Here is a 20,244-nt window from a genome sequence, read left to right as displayed (position 1 = left end):
GCATGCTTTTGCTTGGGAGGTTGGATCAGCCGATCTTGAGGATCGATTGTCCCCTGTCGAAGGAGAAGCCATAAGTGAGGGCACTGCCCTTCAGCGCCTTCTCGTCGAGCGTCACCGTGATCTTGTCGTCCGAACCCTTGAAAGAGGCGGTCAGCACGTTGTCCTTGACGGAAATGCTGACGTCCTTCTCGAAATAGCCGTCGAACCGCAGCGAGATCGGCCCGTCGGAAGCGATCGTGTCCTGGCCGCCATTCTTGCCGAACGTGTATTCGACGACGCCCCTGCCGGCCGGTTTGCCCGTCTGGTGGATGGTCACGGTGTCGTTGCCGGCGCCGCCGGAGGCAAAGATGCGGCGTCCTTCGAGATAGAGCGTATCGTCGCCGTCGCCGCCATCGATGCCGGTCATCGTCTCGGCCGAGATCCGGATGCTGTCGGCACCGTCGCCGCCCGAAATCTCCATCGCCAGCTTTCCTGCAAGCTGGATGTCGTCCTTGCCTGCGCCGCCGTCTATCGCGCGCAAAAGGTCTGCCTTCGCCTCGATCTTGTCGGCGCCTTCGCCGGCATCGACGCCTGAGAGCGAGGCGGTCTTGATTTTCAACGTATCGTCACCGGCGCCGCTATCGACATTGTAGACGGCCCGGCCGGTCATCGTCAGGCTGTCGTCGCCTTCGCTGCCGGAAGCGTGGGTGATATAGCCGAGGCTCTCGCTGACACTCACCTCGGACGTGTCGTCGGCGTTGCCGAGCGCGAGGATCTCGACGATCCGCGCCAACGCCCGCTGCGCCGGCCCCTGCGTGTCGGGCTCGATGCCGCCCGCGCTGCCGGAGGTGAAACCCTGGCTGCTACCTGACGACGGGCTCGCCGAAATGGACGAACCGGAAAACAGCAGCGAGGCATAGGCGCCCGCATTGGAGTTCCGGTAGAACGAGTTGGTGATGCTGGTGATGGCTCCGTCCTCCGGCATGCGGCCCGTCAGAGGCCGCAGGTCCCGTCTTTCATATGCCGCCATCATACCGGACATTGATTGAGAACAGATTATAGGAGCCGAGGGCCGCAAGACAGCGGCATCGCTTTGCGCGGTAAGCGCTTCGTAAAGAAAAAGGGATGCTTTGCGTCTGCAGAGCATCCCTCGAACCAAACGCGAAGATCGCCGGATCAGAGCGGCATCGGCCACTGCCGATGGACCTCGGCGATGTCCTTCATCACCTCGTCCGACAGCTTAAGTTCCGCAGCCGCCATGTCGTGCTTCAGCTGGGCCATCGACGTCGCGCCGATGATGGCCGCGGCCATGAAGGGGCGCGACAGGCAGAAGGCGAGCGCCATCTGGGCCGGGTCGAGGCCGTGCTTTTCGGCGACCCCGATATAGGCCTTCACCGCCGGCTCCTGGTAGGGCGTCAGGCGGCCGCCGAGATCCGTGTTGATCGTCGCGCGGGACCCTTCCGGCCTTGCGCCGTTCTGGTACTTGCCGGTGAGGAGGCCGGCGGCGAGCGGCGAATAGGCCATCAGCCCGACATCCTCGTGATGGGCGACCTCGGCGAGGTCGAGATCGAAATGCCGGTAGAGGAGATTGTATTCGTTCTGCAGCGAGGCGATGCGCGGCAGGCCTTTTTTCTCCGACAGGCGCAGGTATTTCATTGCCCCCCAGGCGCTTTCGTTGGAAAGGCCGACGGCGCGCAGCTTGCCTTCCTTCACCAGTTCGCCGAGCGTTTCGAGGATTTCGGCGATTTCGGCCGCCGCCTTGTCGCGGTCCTGCTTCGAAACGTCGAAGGTCCAGGAATTGCGGAAATGGAAGGTGCCGCGGTTCGGCCAGTGGATCTGGTAGAGATCGAGATAATCGGTCTGCAGGCGTGCAAGGCTGGCATCAACCGCCTGGCGGATGGTGGCGGCCTCGATCTCGCGACCCTCGCGGATATGCGGACGGCCACCGCCGGCGATCTTCGTGGCGAGGATCAGGTCCTTGCGCTTGGCTGCATTCTTCTTCAGCCAGGTGCCGATATATTCCTCGGTCCGGCCATAGGTGGCGGGACCTGCCGGCGTTGTCGGATAGAGTTCGGCGGTGTCGAAGAAATTGATGCCGTTCTCGAACGCGTGGTCCATCTGCTCGTGGGCTTCGGCCTCCGAGTTCTGGGTGCCCCAGGTCATGGTGCCAAGGCAGATTTCCGACACGGAAAAATCCGTGCGGCCGAGTTTCCTATACTTCATGGAAATGAGATCCCGTCCTCAAAAAGTCGGCGGCACTCTAAGCGGGATTTGACGAAGCGCAAGGGGACAACGGGACGTAAACGGTCCCGAAAACCGTGCTGCCCTTGACTCTCCGGGCCGGAATGTGAATGGAAAGGCAAAACATAAGGGAAGGAAATCATCCCCATGAGCACGATCGCATTCACGTTCCCCGGCCAGGGCAGCCAGGCCGTCGGCATGGGCAAGGATCTGGCGGAGGCTTTTCCCGAAGCCCGTGCCGTCTTCGATGAAGTCGACGAGGCGCTCGGCCAGAAACTCTCCGAAATCATGTGGAACGGCCCGGAAGAAACGCTGACGCTGACCGCCAATGCGCAGCCGGCGCTGATGGCGGTTTCGGTCGCGGCGGTCCGGGTCATGGAAGCGCGCGGCCTGAAGCTCGCCGACAAGGTCGCCTTCGTCGCCGGTCATTCGCTCGGCGAATATTCGGCGCTGTGTGCCGCCGGCACGTTCTCGCTGGCCGATACGGCACGCCTGCTGCGCATCCGCGGCGATGCGATGCAGTCGGCGGTTCCGGTCGGGCAGGGCGCTATGGCGGCAATCATCGGCCTCGAACACGGTGACGTCGACGCCATCTGCAATACAGCGCGCGATGCCGGCGTCTGCCAGATCGCCAACGACAATGGCGGCGGCCAGCTGGTCATCTCCGGCTCCAAGGCGGCTGTCGAAAAGGCGGCTGCGCTTGCGACAGAAAAGGGCGCCAAGCGCGCCATCATGCTGCCGGTCTCCGCACCCTTCCACAGCGACCTGATGGCACCGGCCGCCGACGCCATGCGCCACGCGCTCGACAAGGTGGAGAAGAACAACCCGGTCGTGCCGGTCGTCGCAAACGTCCGGGCGGTGCCGGTCTACGACGCCGACGAGATCGCCAAGCTGCTCGTCACCCAGGTGACCGGCCAGGTGCGCTGGCGCGAGACGGTGGAATGGTTCGGCGCCAACGGCATCACCACCCTTTACGAGATCGGCTCGGGAAAAGTGCTGACCGGCCTTGCCCGCCGCATCGACAAGAATATCTCCGGCATTGCCGTCAACACGCCGGCCGATATCGAAGCCGCGCTCACAGCCATTCTCGGCTGAAACCAAAGACACGCGAAGGAACACGATCATGTTTGATTTGACCGGCCGCAAGGCATTGGTGACGGGCGCAACCGGCGGGCTCGGCGAAGAGATCGCCCGGATGCTCCACAAGCAGGGCGCCACCGTCGGCCTGCACGGCACGCGCGTCGAGAAGCTCGAGGCGCTCGCCGCCGAACTCGGCGAACGCGTAAAAATCTTCCCGGCCAACCTGTCGGACCGCGCCGAGGTGAAGGCGCTCGGCGAGAAGGCCGAGGCTGAGCTCGAAGGCGTCGACATCCTCGTCAACAATGCCGGTATCACCAAGGACGGCCTGTTCGTGCGCATGAGCGACGAGGACTGGGATGCGGTCCTCGAAGTCAACCTGACGGCCGTCTTCCGTCTGACCCGCGAGCTCACCCATCCAATGATGCGTCGCCGTTACGGCCGCATCATCAACATCACCTCGGTGGTCGGCGTCACCGGCAATCCGGGCCAGACCAATTACTGCGCCTCCAAGGCCGGCATGATCGGTTTTTCGAAGTCGCTCGCCCAGGAAATCGCCACCCGCAACGTGACGGTCAACTGCGTCGCGCCGGGCTTCATCGACAGCGCCATGACCGGCAAGCTGAACGACAAGCAGAAGGAAGCGATCCTTGGCGCCATTCCGATGAAGCGCATGGGCGCCGGTTCGGACATCGCCTCTGCGGTTCTTTATCTCGCCTCCAGCGAGGCGGGTTACGTCACCGGCCAGACCCTGCATGTCAACGGCGGCATGGCGATGATCTGATCGAGGCCAGGCTTCGGAAAAACACGTTGCAATCGGTTGTTGGCAGCTGTGCAATGGAACAAATTCTGGCTTTGCTGAACACGGAAACCATGTTAAGCGGGCCATGACTGTGAATGGTCACCCTGAAATGCAGGCCGTCATATTGCGTGAAAGCGATAGGATCGGAACCTGAAAAGGGGAGAACGGGTTTGCCCGCATCGGCGCTGAACAAGCGGCGGTCGCAGGTTTTTAACAGGGTGCGGATGCCATTCGGGCATTCGATAAAGACAAAGGTCGAGGAAACCGACATGAGCGATATCGCAGAACGCGTGAAGAAAATTGTTATTGACCACCTCGGCGTCGATGCCGACAAAGTCGTCGAAGGCGCAAGCTTCATCGACGATCTCGGTGCGGACTCGCTCGACACCGTCGAACTGGTCATGGCTTTCGAGGAAGAATTCGGCGTTGAAATCCCCGACGACGCTGCGGATTCCATCCTGACCGTCGGCGACGCTGTGAAGTTCATCGAGAAGGCCCAGGCCTGATCGATCAGACGATATAGGGGATGACGCCGCAAGGCAGATCCCGCAAACGGCCCGCTTGTTCGGGCCGTTTCAGCAATTGGGGCCTGGGGTCCTGACATTGAGAAAAGAATATAGGGTAGGGCACTGGCGATGAGACGGGTCGTTATCACCGGTACCGGCATGGTATCTCCTCTCGGATGCGGAACGGAAATCAGCTGGTCGCGGCTACTGGCCGGCGGCAATGCCGCCCGCGTCGTCACTGAATTCGAGGTCGAAGACCTTCCCGCAAAGATCGCCTGCCGCATTCCTGTCGGCGACGGTTCCGATGGCACGTTCAACGTCGACCAGTGGATGGAGCCGAAGGAACAGCGCAAGGTCGATCCCTTCATCATCTACGGCATGGCCGCCGCCGACATGGCGCTCGAGGATGCCGGCTGGCATCCGAAGACCGACGAGGACCAGATCGCCACCGGCGTGCTGATCGGTTCGGGCATCGGCGGCCTCGAAGGCATCGTCGAGGCAGGCTACACCCTGCGCGACAAGGGCCCGCGCCGCATTTCGCCCTTCTTCATTCCCGGCCGTCTGATCAACCTGGTTTCCGGCCAGGTGTCGATCCGCCACAAGCTGCGTGGGCCCAACCATGCGGTCGTGACGGCCTGTTCCACCGGCGCGCACGCGATCGGCGACGCGGCCCGGATGATCGCCTTCGGCGACGCCGAGGTGATGGTCGCCGGCGGCGCGGAATCGCCGATCTGCCGCATATCGCTCGCCGGTTTTGCCGCCTGCAAGGCGCTGTCCACCCAGCACAACGACGATCCGCAAAGGGCCTCGCGCCCCTATGACCGCGACCGCGACGGTTTCGTCATGGGCGAAGGCGCCGGCATCGTGGTTCTGGAAGAGCTGGAACATGCCAAGGCGCGCGGCGCCAAGATCTATGCCGAAGTGGTCGGTTACGGGCTTTCCGGCGATGCCTATCACATCACCGCGCCTTCGGAAGACGGCGACGGCGCATTCCGTTGCATGACCGCGGCGCTGAAGCGCGCGGGTATCGCGGCCGCCGACATCGACTACATCAACGCCCACGGCACTTCGACCATGGCCGACACGATCGAGCTCGGCGCGGTCGAGCGCCTGGTCGGCAATGCGGCTTCGAGGATCTCGATGTCGTCGACCAAGTCGGCGATCGGCCATCTTCTCGGAGCGGCCGGTGCGGTTGAGGCGATCTTCTCGGCACTCGCCATCCGCGACAACATCGCGCCCCCGACGCTCAACCTCGACAATCCCGACGTCGAGACGGCGATTGACCTCGTGCCGTTCACGGCGCGCAAGCGCGAGATCAACGTGGCGCTATCGAACTCCTTCGGTTTCGGCGGCACCAATGCATCCCTCGTGCTGCGCCGCTACGACGCCTAATTTTTCGGGGCCTGATCGTTTCGAACCCCGAAACACATGCCGGCTGGACTCGCGAGCCGGCTCGTATCATCTTCTGGACCTGTTTTTCGCCGCATTGGTTGGCCAAACAGCAGGTTGCAAGTCTTTGAGTCTGTAGGGGGGCGTTAACCCCGGGGGGCGCGGTTGAACGATACGAATCATGTCAGTGAACTGCCGCCCGGCAATGGCAGAGGGCCGATTATTCCGAAATCGCCGAACGAGGCCCTGAAGCCCGAACGCGTGCCGGAACCGCCCCGCCGTTCCAGGAAGGCGCGCAGCCAGGTCGTCATCTTCCTGAATTTCGTGATGACCATGGTCGTGGTTCTCTGCGTGATCGGGATTGCCGGCTTCTACTACATGATCTCGGCTTTCCAGAAGCCCGGCCCGCTGGAAGCCAACACCCATTTCATGGTCCGGCCCGGCAACGGGCTTTCGGAAATCGCCACCAATCTCGAACGCAACGGCATCATCTCCGATGCGCGCGTTTTCCGGTACGTGACCGCGACCTACCTGCGCAAGGGCGACACGCTGAAGGCCGGCGAATACGAGATCAAGGCCCGCGCTTCGATGAAGGACGTCATGGGCGTGCTGGAAGAGGGCAAGTCGATACTCTATTCGGTCGTGCTGCCGGAAGGCCTGACCGTGCGCCAGATGATGCTGCGGCTTGCCGAGGATACGGTACTCGAAGGCGACCTGCCGGCCGAGCTCCCGGCCGAGGGAAGCCTGAGGCCCGATACCTACAAGTTCTCGCGCGGCAGCAAGCGCGCCGACATCATCCAGCAGATGCGCATCGCGCAGCAGAAGATGGTTGACCAGATCTGGGAACGCCGCGATCCGGACCTGCCGGTCAAGACCAAGGAAGAATTCGTCGTACTCGCCTCGATTGTCGAGAAGGAGACCGGCAAGGAAGACGAACGCGCCCATGTGGCCTCCGTCTTCATCAATCGGCTGCAGCGCGGCATGCGCCTGCAATCGGACCCGACGATCGTCTACGGCATCTTCGGCGGCGAGGGAAAACCCTCCGACCGGCCGATCTTCAAGTCCGACCTCGTCAAGCCGACGCCCTATAACACCTACCAGATCAAGGGCCTGCCGCCGACGCCGATCGCCAATCCCGGCCGTGCGGCGCTGCAGGCGGTTGCCAATCCCTGGCGGACCAAGGACCTCTATTTCGTGGCCGACGGCACCGGTGGGCATGTGTTCGCAGCAACCCTCGAGGAACACAACGCCAATGTCCGCCGTTGGCGCAGAATGGAATCCGAGCGCGCCTCCAATCCCGAAGTGGTGGACGGCCAGCCGGATGGCGACGAAGCGGAAAAGCCGCCGAAGAGCAACTGACCGCTTCCTTTAAAGCGTACCTGGAGAGACCGATGACCCTGCAGTCCATGACGGGTTTTGCCCGCAGCGAAGGCACCAGCGGGCGCAACCGCTATGCCTGGGAACTGCGCTCGGTGAACGGCAAGGGCCTCGATATGCGCCTGCGCCTGCCGCCCGGTCTCGAACGGCTGGAGCCGGATGTTCGCCGGCTGATCACGGAGAAGTTCTCCCGTGGCAACCTGCAGGCGACGCTGACCCTCACCGTTGCCGAAACCAAGGTGGAGGCGGTGCTGAACCGCGATGCGCTGGCAGCGGTTCTGGCGCTGCGCGCCGAACTCGGCGACCTCGTCGATCCGTCGCCGCTCAGGCTCGACACGCTGATGGGCATTCGCGGCCTGGTCGACATCCGCGAGGCCGAGGAGGACGCAGAGACGGTCGCCGCCCGCGATGCCGCGATCCTCGCAAGCCTCGACGAGGCGATCGGCCATCTTCAGCGGATGCGCGAAGGCGAGGGGACCGCGCTTGCCGCCGTGCTCAGGAGCCAGGTCGCCCGGATCGCCGAACTCGTGGGAATCGTCGAAGCCGATCGTTCCCGCACGCCGGAAGAGATTGCCCGCAAGCTCTCCTTGCAGCTCGCAGCGCTGCTCCAGGAGGCGCCGACGCTCGACCGCGACCGGCTGCATGCGGAAGCCGCATTGCTCGCGACCAAGGCGGACCTGCGCGAAGAGATCGACCGGCTGAAGGCCCATGTGGTGGCCGCCGGCGACCTCATCGACAAGGGCGGTCCGGTGGGGCGCCGGCTCGATTTCCTTGCACAGGAATTTAACCGGGAATCTAATACTATCTGTTCGAAGTCCAATTCGGCGGCGGTCACTTCCGCCGGCATCGAATTGAAAGTCGTCATCGACCAGTTCCGCGAACAGGTCCAGAATCTGGAGTAAGACATGAACCCGGCCCCATCGTCTCAGGGCAAGCCGTCCTCGCCGGTGAAGATCGCCCGTCGCGGGCTGATGCTGGTTCTCTCCTCGCCATCGGGCGCCGGCAAGTCGACGATCGCCCGCAATCTTTTGGACGCGGATCGCAGCCTCGAAATCTCGATCAGCGTCACCACGCGGGCCAAGCGCCCGAGCGAGATCGCGGATAAGCACTATCATTTCATCACCGTGCCGCAGTTCGAGAAGATGCGTGATGCCGGCGACCTGCTGGAATGGGCCGAAGTGCACGGCAATTTCTACGGCACGCCGCGCGAGCCGGTCGAACAGGCGATGGGCGAAGGCCGCGACATGCTGTTCGACATCGACTGGCAGGGCGCCCGGCAGCTGCAGGAAAAGATGGCGGCGGACGTCGTCTCGATCTTCGTGCTGCCGCCGACCATGACCGAACTGCAGTCTCGCCTGCACCGCCGCGCCGAGGACTCGGAAGAGGTGATCCGCACCAGGCTCCTGAATTCCCGCGCCGAGATCGAGCACTGGCGGGAATACGACTACGTCATCGTCAACGACGATCTCGACGAAGCTTTCGGGCATGTCAGCTGCATCGTCAACGCCGAACGCATCCGCCGCGACCGCCGCCATGGGTTGTTCGATTTTGTGAGCGAACTGCTGACGGAAGAGCCGAAGCTCTAAGGGCTGGGGCTGGTGGTGGGGGCTTGCTCGCTGCCGATTCAGCGGCTCAAGTTCGGTATATGCCAACGCACGGGCGCACAATCCGTCCTGACGTTCAGGACGGCGTGGACTTGCCCGCGGGCCAGGTAGCGAGCGCTTGCTCGGCGACGGCCTCCAGCGTGTCGCGACTGAAGCCGGCCTTGGCCTGCACCGCCATGCCGTGAAGAACGGCCATCAGGAATGCCGCAAGCGTGTCGGGCCTTGCCGTCTCCGGCAGGTCGCCCTCGGCCCTTGCCCGCTCGAAGCGTTTGCGAAGCTGCGCCTCGCCTTCGGCGCGCGCCTCTATCAGGGCCTGCCGGACAGGCTCCGCTTCGTCGGATCCCGCCAGGACCCCCTGGATGGCGAGGCATCCCGTATGCTCGGGATAACGGGTGGTGAGGTCGATTGCGCCCTGGAGAGCGCGCGCCGCGACCTCGCGCGCCGTCGGGAGCTGGAGTGCGGCGGGAAGATAGTCCACATAGCGCTCGTAGTAGCGTGCCAAGACCTTGCGGAAGAGCGCTTCCTTGTTGCCGAACGCGGAATAGAGGGCCGGTCTTTCGACACCCGCCGCCTCCGTCAGGTCGGCATAGGAGGCACCTTCATAGCCCTTGCGCCAGAAGACGCATAACGCGGCGTCGAGCGCCTTCTCCACATCGAATTCGCGATGGCGTCCCATCAACTCTGCCCTGTCATTTTCGTAATGATCGTTACTAAACCCCTTGACTGGTTCTGTCAAATTCCATACCGATCGTTATCGTAACGTACGTTACGAAATTGAGCTCCCGCTCGGCAGGATCGAGCGGGAGCCCTCGTCGAACTAGGAAAGGATACTCATGTCCAACATATTCAAGGGGAAGGTCGTCCTTATTACGGGCGGTTCGCGCGGCCTTGGTGCCGCGACGGCGGAAGCGTTCGCCGATCATGGAGCAGATGTGGCGATCAGCTACGCGGCCTCGGCCGACAAGGCGAAAGCCGTCGTGGAGAAGCTCAGGGCAAAGGGCGTTCGCGCGATTGCGGTCAAGAGCGACCAGGCCGACCTTTCTTCCGCAAAGCCGCTGATCGACACGGTGATGGCGGAATTTGGCAGGCTCGACATCCTCGTGAACAATGCCGGCATCGCCATCCAGGGTCAGATGGTGGACGATCCGGAACTCGACTGGGACAACTATAACCGCCAATGGCAGGTCAACGTCCTGGGCACGATCGCCAACACCCGCGCGGCAGCGCCCAGGCTGACCGATGGCGGCCGGATCATCTTCGTCGGCTCTCGCCTCGGCTCAGTCGTGCCTTTCTCGGGTGTCGCCGACTATGCCGGAACGAAGTGGGCGCTCGCCGGCTATGCGAAGGGCATCGCGCGCGACCTTGGCCCCCGCGATATCACCGTGAACGTCGTGCAGCCGGGCATCATGCCGACGGACATGGCGGCGGAGGTTGCCGGCGAGCTTCCGAACCGTGACGCCATCCTCGACATGCATCCGATCCGTCGCATTGCAACCCTCGAAGAGGTGGCCGAAACCATCTGCTTCCTGGCCGGACCACACGCCGGCTACATCACCGGTGAGACCGTCAACGTGGCCGGTGGTATTGGAATCTGAGCGCCGAAGCCCAACGCTCCGGCTCCGAAATCCGGATCGGGCGCGAGTCCCTGAGCTTCGAACGAAGTTCAGGGATCACGCTTGCGACCGCCCACGGCCGCAATGGCCGACGGGTGACGTAACTTCCGGCCTGAAAGCGCCAACACCGGCCGTTGCGACAACTCCCTCGTGCGTAGTTGACGCCGGAAGTCATCCAACTCATGATCGACTTATGACCATGCGCCCCGAAAAACATCCTCCGACGCCGACGCTGCGGGACGATGCAGGGCGGCGTGATGAAACTGCGATGGCGAAAGTTCATGGAGGGATAGACCTCTGTACCATCCCAGGATTTTCCGCAACTTGCCAACCTCTCGGTCGGCGGGTTTTTTGTTGTCTGAACCTGTCGAACCCTTTGGAGAAAATATGCTCTCAACGCCTGTTCCTCCGCCCATAACCTTTCGGTCCGCGACCCAGGAGGATTGCGCCCATCTTGTTCTTCTCGCAGATATGGCGACACGCCGCCTGACGTCATTCCTGTGGGCGCAGATGGCCGCTCCCGGCCAATCGGCCTATGAGATCGGCCGGAACGTCATCCGCAATGACGAAAGCCATTTTACCCACTTCAAGAACTGGCGCGTTGCCGAACATCACGGCCAAATCGCCGGAGCTTTGAACGGTTACATTATTCCCGAGGTATCCGGCCCGGCCGCAACCATCAAAGTCGTGACGCCATTGAATGAGCTGAAAGCGATGGCCGCCGGGACGTGGTACATGTCCGCCGCCGCCATCTATCCTGAACATCAGAGCAAGGGCTTCGGCAAATCGCTACTGGTGGAAGCGGAGAGCTTGGCACGGTCAGCGGGAAACGATTGTCTGACACTGTTGGTCGGCAGCTTCAACCCGAGGGCGTATGGCCTTTATCGGAAAAGTGGCTTCACGGAATGGGACAGACGCCCGTTCTTTCCGTTTCCAGGATCGGATGAACCGGGAGAGTGGATACTTATGGTCAAGGAGCTGTCGCGGAATTCCTGACACTACCTGCAGATCGGTGCGACAGCGCTAGTCCACTTAGGGCCGACAGCGACGAGCGGCGGCAAAGCGCCAAATTGTGGACGTTGCCAAGTCCTTCCAGAAGCCCTAGGAAGCTATAAATCGACCGCATAACGACAGAAGACGATCATGCGTTTCCCAGAAGAAAGACTTTGGGACCACATCAATGATGGTTGGAGCCGCATGTCGTTCAAACAGCGTAAGTTTTGGGACGCTATTAAGCGGATGCCTGAAGAGTGGGAGCTGAAGGGCTACGGCCCTTGCTGGGTTGTCGCATTGATTGGCGAAGTTGTAATCTATTACAACCACTTCGAGCATGGGTTCAATCGATCACCATGGTCGGAGTTCGGCGTCATCGAACGATATCAATCACTGCAAGATGAGTTGGAGGGTGCAGTTCAGAAGCAGATCAACAGCCTTGAAGCGGGTTACGATGTTGGCCCTTGGACTAGCGGGCCAATCGCCGGCGAATACGTTGTCAAGTACAGCCGATGATCGCAATGGGCCGATTGGCGTCATGACGCAAGAGCGCCAAGAGCGGTCGTATGAGACTGGCCGGAATGCTTGACGGATTTCCGCTTCTGTGTTTGTTTGCTGCGTCTCCATTCCAACCCGGACGCCGGGTTTTCCCATGTCAAAGAGATCAGATTTCGACGGGCTTTTGAGGGCTGTCTGCGTAGGTTACGGCTATTGTGGGAGCCTACAGGACGAAGGCTTTGTACATGTCACCGATTTCGTTCCTGAACGAGGATCGGTTACAGCAGAGCAATTCGCTGACTGGCTTTTCATCGCTGATGGCGACCAATGGCTAGGAAGTCCGTCAGCAACGCTAATGCATGAAAAACTTCGAAGCTGTTTTATCGGTTACATGGGCGCGACTGTAGTTGACGCTCGAAAGCTGCGTCGATCTCGTCGTTAGCTTACATCCAGATGTAATCGACTGATATGGACACTGCCGTGATGGCCGCAATGGGCCAAAACGGTCATTGCCACCGCTCAGAGGTTGTTCGCCAACCTGACGAACTCTTCCACCGACAGCGTTTCCGCCCGCCGTGCCGGGTCGATGCCGGCTTTCACCAGCAGCGCCTCGCCGCCGAGCGATTTGACGCTCTGGCGCAGCATCTTGCGGCGCTGGCCGAAGGCGGCGTGGGTGACGCGCTCCAGCTTGGTGACGTCGCAGGGCAGGGGATGTGTCCGGGGCGTCAGGTGCACGACCGTCGAGGTCACCTTCGGCGGCGGCGTGAAGGCTTGCGGCGGCACGTCGAAGACCATGTGCGCATCGGTGCGCCAGCCGGCGAGAACGCCGAGACGGCCGTAATGGTCGTCCTCCTCGTCGGCGACGATCCGCTGGCCGACTTCCTTCTGGAACATCAGCGTCAGGCTTTCCCAGAAGGGCGGCCATTGGTCCGGTGCGGGCAGCAGCCAGTTGATGAGCAGCTGCGTGCCGACATTGTAGGGCAGGTTGGCGATGATCTTTACCGGGCCTTCCGGCGCGAGAGCCGCGAAGTCGGTCTTCAGCGCATCGCCTTCGATCACTTCCAGCCGGCCGGGATAATGCTCGCCGATTTCGGCAAGCGCCGGCAGGCAGCGGCTGTCGCGCTCGACGGCGATCACCTTTTTGGCGCCGAGCGACAGGATGGCGCGGGTGAGGCCGCCGGGGCCGGGACCGACCTCGAAAACCGTCGCATCGCCGAGCGGCCCGGCGCTGCGGGCGATCTTCTGGGTGAGGTTGAGGTCGAGGAGGAAATTCTGGCCGAGCGACTTCTTGGCATCGAGCCCGTGACGCTGGATCACGTCACGCAGCGGCGGCAAGCCATCCAGAGTGGCCATCAGGCGGCTTTCGATGTGGATGCGAGATTGCCGGCGAGCCTGATCGCCTCGACGAGGCTCGTCTCGCGGGCGACACCCTGGCCGGCAATGCCGAACGCCGTGCCGTGATCCGGCGAGGTACGGATGAAGGGCAGGCCGAGCGTGACGTTGACCGACGTGTCGAATCCGAGCGCCTTGGCGGGGATCAGCGCCTGGTCATGATACATGCAGATCGCCACGTCGTAACGGGCGCGCGCCTCGTCGTGGAACATCGTGTCGGCCGGCAGCGGCCCGAACACATGCAGGCCCTCGGCGCGCAGCTTGAAGATCGCCGGATGGATGATGTCCTGGTCCTCGCGGCCGATCGCCCCGTCCTCGCCCGCATGCGGATTGAGGCCGGCGACCGCGAGCCGGGGCTTGTCGATGCCAAAGCGGGTCTTGAGATCGTGATGGGCGATGCGGCAGGTCTCGGCGATCAGCTCCGCATTGAGGGCCGCCGGGACTTGGGCGATCGGGATATGGATGGTGACTGGGATGGCCCGGAGTTTCGGCCCGGCCAGCATCATCACCGGCAGGATCGTCTTGCCCGTGGCACGCTCGGCGAGGTCGGCCAGGAATTCCGTATGGCCGGGAAAACCGAAGCCGGCCTGGTAGAGAATGGATTTGGCGATCGGATTGGTGACCGTGCCGGCGGCCTTGCCAGCAAGCGAGAGCGAAACGGCGGTCTCGATCGCCTGGATTGTCCCCCTGGCGGTCGCCACATGCGGCTGGCCGGCGGCGATTTCAGCGCCGGCCGGGATCGGCAGCACGGGCAGGGCGTCGTCAAAGATCGACATCGCGTTATCGCTATCCACTTCCCGGATCGGCACGTCGAGGCCGAGCATCACGGCGCGTGCCTTGAGCACGGCCGGGTCGCCGAGAAAAAGGAAAGGCGGCAGGTCGTATGTCCGGCGCGACGCCCAGGCGACGAGGGTGATGTCGGGGCCGATGCCGGCAGGATCGCCCTGGGTCAACGCGAGCGGACGGTCGAGAGGCATTGCGGCTCCGGAAATGACTTAGATGTCGAGGTCAGCGATGGTCTTAGCGATACTCGATCTGGGCCTTGCTGCGCAGGTCGTCGAGATATTTCTTGTCGTTGGGATCGGGAGCGCCCTTCTTCTCCTTGCCGAGATCCTCGGCGCGGAACACGACTTCCGCCGCGAGATCGTCCGACACCTGGCGCTGTTTGCAGATGGCCAGGAATTCGACGCCGCGTTCGGTGACGCGGGTACCCGTCGTGCCGCCTTCGGCTGTCTTCTCGACCAGCGGCTTCCAATCGGCCGGCAGTTCGGGGGCGAGAACGCGGCCGAGGTCGCGGATCGATACGTCCAGCATGGTCGCGGCGAAATCCTTCGACTGCTCGCAGCCCGGGAATTTGGAGCGCGCGGCGTTCGCTTCCTTCTGGCGCTTGGCGAGAATGGCGTTGCGCTTGGCCGGCGGCACGACGAAAATCACCTGCTGCAGGAAATATTCGGTGGTGACCGGCTTTTCCTTGTTCTCCATCATGCGCGTGACGAGTTCCTGGCTCGACATGCGTCCGCGCGATCCCCCATAGCGGGCGTTGACCAGTCGCGGCCAGCTCATCTGCACGGCGATGTAATTCTTGAAATGCTCCACGCCGACGCCGGCCCGATCGAGGATCTGGCCCATCTGCGCCGCAGTCAGCTTGTTGCCGGCGGCAAACCGTTCGAAGGACTTGTCGACGTCTTCGGTGCTGACCGACATCTTGACGCGGGCGATTTCCTGGCGCTTCAGCGCCTCATCCACCAGTGCCTCGCGAGCCGTCTTGGTGTCGGCCTTCTGGCGCTGCAGGCGCAGGAAGGCGACGCGCTTTGCGACGTCGGTGCTGGTGATCGCCGTCCGGTTGACGACGGCCGAGACTTCGCTTGCGGCCTGCGCTTGCTGAACGGCGGGCTGAATGACCACCGAGGCGGCCAAGACGGCTGCGGCCAGCACCAGCTTGCGCGTTGCGGTCATTGCGAACATCATACCAATTCCTTTTCCCGCCCCGGTGGGCACCCGAGCCCGACCGGCCTCGCCTTCCATACTCTATCTGCGACCGCTTGCACAATTCTTACGGCGAAACGATGACAATCGACCGGACGAGCAGCTACGTCAGTAGCGGTAGTCCTGATCGAAACCTTCGGTCGACCCGACGCTGATGTCGCCAAGCGTGCGGAAGCTCAGGCGTGCGCTGACGGTCCAGTCGTTGGCGGCCGTGTCCGACGGCTTGTCCGTATAGGCAAGCGTGAAGATCGTGCATTCGTCCGCATAGCTGATGCCGATGCCGCGCCGGATCAATTCCTTGTCGGCGAGATCCCAGGTCGCCGTGCCGGCAAGCGCCCAGTTTTCGTTGATCCGGAAGCTCATCGAATTCTTCAGCACTTCTCTCGACTCGTCCGAACCGTATTCCGGCTGCGGATCCACCTGGGTGTAGACGAGCGTGCCGCTCAGCCGCGGCGTCGTGTAGCCGAACGAGGCGTCGGTGCGCTTCACCGCGAACGTCTTTTCGTCGAAGCGCGTGTTTGCACCGATTGTGAAGCCCTGCGGCAGGTCGATGGCCGCCATCGCGACATAGTCGGACCGGCGCGTTTCGAGACCGGAATTGGCGCCTGCCTGAACGAGGTCCTCGGTGGCGAACGAGTTCTGACCGGCAATCTGGTACGACTGGCCGACAATGCTGCGCACGCCGATTCCGTTGGCGAAGGTGCCGGTATAGCGCAGGCCGACATTGGCGCGTGTGCCGCCTTCGACACGGTCGAAGCCGGAGAACTTGTCGCGCTCGAAAAGGCTGGTGGCGTCGAAGACGAAGCTCTGCGCGTCCTCGTTCGGCAACCCGCCTGCCATCTGCTCGTCGGGACGCACGAAGATCTGCGCGATCGGTTCGATGACGTGGCTGCTGTTTTCGGTGGTCAGCAGGATCGGATAACGGGCCTCGAGACCGGCAGTGAGCATATAGCGGCCATTGCCGCCCTCCGGCTCGATATCGCCGAGATAGGCCCCCGGCGTGCTGGAGCCCGTATGGCGGATGCCGTCGCCGCGAGCGGCCAGGATCGGCGTCAGCAGCAGGCCGTCGAGCGTGTTGAAGGTGCGCTTCCACTCGGCTTCCGCGGTGAAGCGGCTATAGCTGCCTTCGAGACCCGGGAAACGGTTGGTCGTGCCTTCCGTGTACCAGTCGTCTTCGCGACGGGACAGGTTGGTGATGTTGGAGGTGACCGAAAGCTCGCCGCCGAGGATCGGTTGCGGCGCGTAATAGCTGTAGTCGAGCGACGGATAGACGATCGCCTGCTTCTGTTCGGCGGTGTTGCTGTAGGTGTCGTCCTGGATGTTGAAATAGTAGCCATGCAGGTCGAAGTAGTTCCGCGTCCCGATACCCGTCAGGTAGATATCGTTGGTGAACGTATCGTCTCCGACGCCGGTCAGTTTGTAGGTGCGCGAGAAGTTGTTGTCGCTCTGCGCCATGACGTCCCAGCCGAATGTCCAGCGCGGATTGATCTGGAACACGCCCTTGGAAGCGGCCATGAACCGGTTGTCGGCGCGCGCGTCGCTTGTGCCGCCGTCGAAGGCTCCCGGGTCGTTCTGGTGAATGCCGGCGAAGCGGAACGTGTGCTCGCCGGTCTCGAACTTGTTGCGGATCTCGCCCTGGATCAGCAGCCCCTGGTTGGAATAGTAGGTCGGGCTGAGCGTCGCATCCATGCTCGGCGAGAACACGTGATAGTAGGGCACCGTCACGCCGAAGCCGAGATTGTCGCTCGCGCTGAACTGCGGGAAGAGAAGGCCAGACTTGCGCTCGACCGTTTCGTCCGGCACTTCGATTGCAAAGGGCAGGCGGCCGATCGGCAGGCCGAACAGTTCGAACTGGGCGTTTTCCAGACGAATCGTATGGGCCTGGCCGTTGCGGACCACGCGCTGCGCCTTGACCTGCCAGAGCGGCGCCTTGCCTGGCGTCTGGGCGCAGGGAAGGCAGGCGGTATAGACGGAGTTGTTCAAGACCATCAGGTCACCGGGCTGACGCTCGGCGCTCTCCGCGGCAAGGCGGGTATTGTCGGTGGTTTCGACGCGAAGCGCGTTGAGGAAGCCTTCGCCGAAGTCGTCGGTGATGTCGAGCTGGTCCGCATAGACGCGGGTGCCGCCCGGCTCGATCAGCTCGATATTGCCGGTCGCCATGACGCGGCCGCTCTTCTGATCGTACTGAACGCGCTGCGCCACCATCTTGTAGCGGTTGTAATACAACTGCACGCCACCGGTGGCGGTGACCACCTGGGCATCCTGATTGTAGACAAGCTCATTGGCGCGCAGCAGCAGCTTGGCGCCGTCCGCTGCCTGAGGCACCAGACCCTGCGCTTGCACGACCGTTGCGGAAACGCCGAATACGCATACAGACACACCTGTCAGCAGGGCGGCGGCGAGCCGTCTTATATGTTTGCGGTCACTTACCGCCACTAGCCATCCTCCTGATGAAGCAGAATTGTCGTCCCCAGCGCCGTCGCGACGATCACTGGAATCCAGACCGCCACGAAAGGAGGAATTGCCCCACTGCTCCCGAATGCTTTGACAAGCACTGTGACGACATAAAGCACGAAGCCAGAAACTATTCCACCCAGAATCACGGAGCGGGACTGGGCGAACCGACTGAATTTTAATGAGACTGTTGCAGCAATGAGAGTCATTGCCACGAGCAGGATCGGCAGCGAGAGCATCGAATGGTACTGCGTCTCGAGCGCCTTTGTGGGAATGCCGAAAGATTTGCTGACCTCGATTTTTCTGGAAAGATCAAAAAACGCAACAGTATCAGGCTGCGCCAGGCTCTCTTGAATATATTCCTGCTTCAAGTTGGTGCGAACCTGTGCTGTCTCGCGACGCACCGGAATTTCGCCCGGCCGGTTTTCCAAAACCTCGTTAAGCAGCCAGTAACCATCTTCCAATTTTGCGGTCTTGGCGTCCTGCCGCATCATGACGCGGCCGTCCTTGTCGAACTGGAAAACCACCACGTCGACGAGCAGCGTTCCCTTCTCCTGATAGCTCTTGGCGCCGATGATCGTATCGTCGTCGCCGCTGATCTGGCGGATCCACGGAACGAAGGCGGAGGCGCGGGAACGGTTGCTCGCCTCGCGCCAGCTCGCCTCCATGGAGGCGGATTCGCGCTGACCCCAAGCGGCGAGCGGATTGACCACCAGCAGGGTGGCGAGCCCGATCAGAAACGCTCCGATGACGAAGGGCGAGACGAACTGCCAGACGGAAATGCCGGCGGCGCGCGTCACCACCAGTTCGTATCGGCGGTTGAGAGCGATCAGCACCGTCATGCCGATGAACAGGCTGAGCGTCGGGATGACCTGCTGCAGGATGAGCGGCACGCGCATGGCGGTCATCAGGAGCCCGGCCGAGACCGTGTAGCCGGTAAAGCCCGACATGCGGCGGCTGGTTTCGCTGAAGTCGGCGAGGAAGATGATGGCGCCGACGCCGAGCAGGAACCAGAGCGCGGTGACGATATAGCGGCGGAAGAAATAGCGGCCGAGCGTCGTGAAGATCATGCCGTACCTCCGCCCGAAGTCCGCGAGGCGGGCATGCGCCGGTGCAGACTGCTCGCCAGGCGCGACATGCCGCGGGTGATGAAGCCCGGCGCCGAGAACTGCCGGTTGGTGGCCAGCATGAAGATCGCGATCAGCGAGAAGACGATCGGCACGACGTAGGGAAGCGGCGTGTAGAGCGGGTGGCGTTCGACCATGTTGGTGGCCGAGAACCCGATCCAGCGCACACCGAAGGCAAGGAACAGCGCAAACACCATCGGATGGACCCGGGTCTGCCGGTGCGAACGGGTGCTGCCGGCGATGACCAGCGAGATCAGCGCGAAACAGATCGGGAAAAGCCAGTCGGACAGGCGCCTGTGCAGTTCCGATCGATAGGCATCCGGCGACTTCTGATAGACCGGATCGTTCGGATCCGGGTTCAGCAGGAAGGCAAGACTGCGGTCGGTGGAATATTGCGGCAATCCGCCTTCCGCCTTCGTCATCGCCGACAGATCGAAGGCGTAGGACACGAACTTGATGATCGAGATGCGGCCGTCGGCGGATTTGCGGTGAACCTCGCCGTCACGCATGGTGAGCGAGGTGCCGCTTTCGTCGATCGATCCCTCGCGGGCGTAATAGATGAGGTCGAAATTCGGGTCGCGATAGTCGACGACGAACAGGCCCCTGAGCACGCGGCCGGAATGGCGCTCCGAGATCTGCACGTAAAGACCGGGCTCGATGCTGCGGAAGGTCTTCTCCTCGATGACCGAGGAGAGAAGGTCCGCATAGGCCGCGGCGACCATCTGGCGGGCTGCGACGCGCGAGGGTGGCTCGACGAAATTCGTCACCAGGAAGGAGAACAGGCTGAGCGCGATCCCGAGCATCAGCACCGGCCGGTAGATGATGTTGCGCGTCGCCCCGGCCGCGTCGATGACCGGCAGTTCCGAATCGTTGTTCATCGCCGTCAGCGTCTGGGTGATGCCGATCACGAGAGCGAAGGGCAGCACGACGGGAATGATGGTCGGCAGGATGAAGGTGGCAAGAGTCGCGAAAGAGCCCATCGACTGGCCGGTATCGGTGACCAGGTTGATGCGTCCCAGCACCTGGATGGTCCAGATGATGGTGAGCACCGGCAGGAGCGTCACCAGGAACATCTGAAAAATCCGGCGCAATATGTAGACTTCGAGAAGCTTCATTCCGGCCTAGACACCTTGCACAACGTCACCCGGGGATGGTGACGACTTGTTACCCCGAGATGACGGTCGCGCCTATCTAAGCGATCGAAGC

At 62.4% G+C, this 20,244-nt stretch carries 20 protein-coding genes; 10 read left to right on the top strand and 10 right to left on the bottom strand.

Annotated elements, in window-relative coordinates; genetic code table 11:
* Positions 1-25: 25 nt before the first annotated feature.
* On the bottom strand, positions 26-964 hold the full coding sequence (locus PMI07_RS31695; RefSeq protein ID WP_037088763.1) for a hypothetical protein: 939 nt from the start codon (positions 962-964) through the stop codon (positions 26-28).
* 191 nt (positions 965-1,155) lie between these two features.
* Positions 1,156-2,202: an aldo/keto reductase gene (locus PMI07_RS31690; protein WP_007771630.1), complete on the bottom strand. Its 1,047-nt coding sequence runs from the start codon at positions 2,200-2,202 to the stop codon at positions 1,156-1,158.
* A 165-nt stretch (positions 2,203-2,367) separates the two neighbouring features.
* On the opposite strand from PMI07_RS31690, the gene fabD reads away from it, so the two are divergent.
* Both fabD and fabG read left to right on the top strand, forming a co-directional pair.
* Positions 2,368-3,315, top strand: a complete 948-nt coding sequence (gene fabD, locus PMI07_RS31685) for an ACP S-malonyltransferase (protein WP_007771629.1) — start codon at positions 2,368-2,370, stop codon at positions 3,313-3,315.
* 28 nt (positions 3,316-3,343) lie between these two features.
* On the top strand, positions 3,344-4,081 hold the full coding sequence (fabG, locus tag PMI07_RS31680) for a 3-oxoacyl-[acyl-carrier-protein] reductase (protein WP_007771628.1): 738 nt from the start codon (positions 3,344-3,346) through the stop codon (positions 4,079-4,081).
* On the opposite strand, the gene PMI07_RS35210 is transcribed toward fabG, so the two are convergent.
* Complete coding sequence (locus tag PMI07_RS35210) at positions 4,056-4,370, bottom strand: hypothetical protein (RefSeq protein ID WP_155956709.1); 315 nt, start codon at positions 4,368-4,370, stop codon at positions 4,056-4,058. The two genes, fabG and PMI07_RS35210, sit on opposite strands and share 26 nt — an antisense overlap.
* Here PMI07_RS35210 and PMI07_RS31675 point away from each other — a divergent pair.
* The 5 genes from PMI07_RS31675 to gmk all read left to right on the top strand — a co-directional run bounded on the left by PMI07_RS31675 (position 4,369) and on the right by gmk (position 8,957).
* A complete protein-coding gene (locus tag PMI07_RS31675) occupies positions 4,369-4,605 on the top strand; it encodes an acyl carrier protein (protein ID WP_003502080.1) in 237 nt (78 codons plus the stop codon). The genes PMI07_RS35210 and PMI07_RS31675 overlap by 2 nt on opposite strands.
* A 129-nt stretch (positions 4,606-4,734) precedes the next feature.
* Complete coding sequence (fabF, locus tag PMI07_RS31670; protein ID WP_007771627.1) at positions 4,735-5,997, top strand: beta-ketoacyl-ACP synthase II; 1,263 nt, start codon at positions 4,735-4,737, stop codon at positions 5,995-5,997.
* A 162-nt stretch (positions 5,998-6,159) separates the two neighbouring features.
* Entirely contained in the window at positions 6,160-7,353 is a 1,194-nt protein-coding gene (mltG, locus tag PMI07_RS31665; RefSeq protein WP_007771626.1) for an endolytic transglycosylase MltG, read from the top strand.
* A gap of 32 nt (positions 7,354-7,385) precedes the next feature.
* On the top strand, positions 7,386-8,273 hold the full coding sequence (locus PMI07_RS31660; protein WP_007771625.1) for a YicC/YloC family endoribonuclease: 888 nt from the start codon (positions 7,386-7,388) through the stop codon (positions 8,271-8,273).
* Positions 8,274-8,276: 3 nt separating this feature from the next.
* On the top strand, positions 8,277-8,957 hold the full coding sequence (gmk, locus tag PMI07_RS31655) for a guanylate kinase (protein ID WP_007771624.1): 681 nt from the start codon (positions 8,277-8,279) through the stop codon (positions 8,955-8,957).
* 94 nt (positions 8,958-9,051) lie between these two features.
* Here the strand turns inward: gmk and PMI07_RS31650 are convergent, their stop codons facing one another.
* The gene (locus PMI07_RS31650) at positions 9,052-9,651 is read right to left on the bottom strand and encodes a TetR/AcrR family transcriptional regulator (protein ID WP_007771623.1); all 600 of its coding nucleotides are present in this window, start codon (positions 9,649-9,651) and stop codon (positions 9,052-9,054) included.
* A 157-nt stretch (positions 9,652-9,808) separates the two neighbouring features.
* Here PMI07_RS31650 and PMI07_RS31645 point away from each other — a divergent pair, with 157 nt between their 5' ends.
* From PMI07_RS31645 to PMI07_RS31635, 3 genes are all read left to right on the top strand, one after another.
* On the top strand, positions 9,809-10,570 hold the full coding sequence (locus tag PMI07_RS31645) for an SDR family oxidoreductase (protein WP_024164342.1): 762 nt from the start codon (positions 9,809-9,811) through the stop codon (positions 10,568-10,570).
* Positions 10,571-10,975: 405 nt separating this feature from the next.
* Complete coding sequence (locus PMI07_RS31640; RefSeq protein ID WP_007771428.1) at positions 10,976-11,584, top strand: N-acetyltransferase; 609 nt, start codon at positions 10,976-10,978, stop codon at positions 11,582-11,584.
* Positions 11,585-11,731: 147 nt separating this feature from the next.
* Entirely contained in the window at positions 11,732-12,097 is a 366-nt protein-coding gene (locus tag PMI07_RS31635) for a hypothetical protein (RefSeq protein ID WP_037088761.1), read from the top strand.
* Positions 12,098-12,598: 501 nt separating this feature from the next.
* Here PMI07_RS31635 and rsmA read toward each other — a convergent pair.
* From rsmA to lptF, 6 genes are all read right to left on the bottom strand, one after another.
* The gene (gene rsmA, locus PMI07_RS31630; protein WP_007771433.1) at positions 12,599-13,432 is read right to left on the bottom strand and encodes a 16S rRNA (adenine(1518)-N(6)/adenine(1519)-N(6))-dimethyltransferase RsmA; all 834 of its coding nucleotides are present in this window, start codon (positions 13,430-13,432) and stop codon (positions 12,599-12,601) included.
* Positions 13,432-14,448, bottom strand: a complete 1,017-nt coding sequence (gene pdxA, locus PMI07_RS31625; protein WP_024164341.1) for a 4-hydroxythreonine-4-phosphate dehydrogenase PdxA — start codon at positions 14,446-14,448, stop codon at positions 13,432-13,434. Before pdxA ends, rsmA begins: the two co-directional genes overlap by 1 nt.
* Before the next feature lie 43 nt (positions 14,449-14,491).
* Positions 14,492-15,427 (bottom strand): peptidylprolyl isomerase, encoded by a 936-nt coding sequence (locus PMI07_RS31620; protein ID WP_155956726.1) that lies wholly within the window; start codon positions 15,425-15,427, stop codon positions 14,492-14,494.
* 138 nt (positions 15,428-15,565) lie between these two features.
* Positions 15,566-17,893, bottom strand: a complete 2,328-nt coding sequence (locus PMI07_RS31615; protein ID WP_007750834.1) for an LPS-assembly protein LptD — start codon at positions 17,891-17,893, stop codon at positions 15,566-15,568.
* Positions 17,893-18,981, bottom strand: a complete 1,089-nt coding sequence (gene lptG / locus PMI07_RS31610) for an LPS export ABC transporter permease LptG (protein WP_007750831.1) — start codon at positions 18,979-18,981, stop codon at positions 17,893-17,895. The genes PMI07_RS31615 and lptG overlap by 1 nt, the downstream gene beginning before the upstream one ends.
* Complete coding sequence (gene lptF, locus PMI07_RS31605) at positions 18,978-20,153, bottom strand: LPS export ABC transporter permease LptF (protein ID WP_007750830.1); 1,176 nt, start codon at positions 20,151-20,153, stop codon at positions 18,978-18,980. The genes lptG and lptF overlap by 4 nt, the downstream gene beginning before the upstream one ends.
* Positions 20,154-20,244: the final 91 nt, after the last annotated feature.

Origin of the sequence: Rhizobium sp. CF080, from assembly GCF_000282095.2 — a bacterium.
Taxonomy (GTDB): domain Bacteria; phylum Pseudomonadota; class Alphaproteobacteria; order Rhizobiales; family Rhizobiaceae; genus Neorhizobium.
Note: the sequence above shows the minus strand (reverse complement) of the source record. Positions and strands in the feature narration are given on the sequence as shown.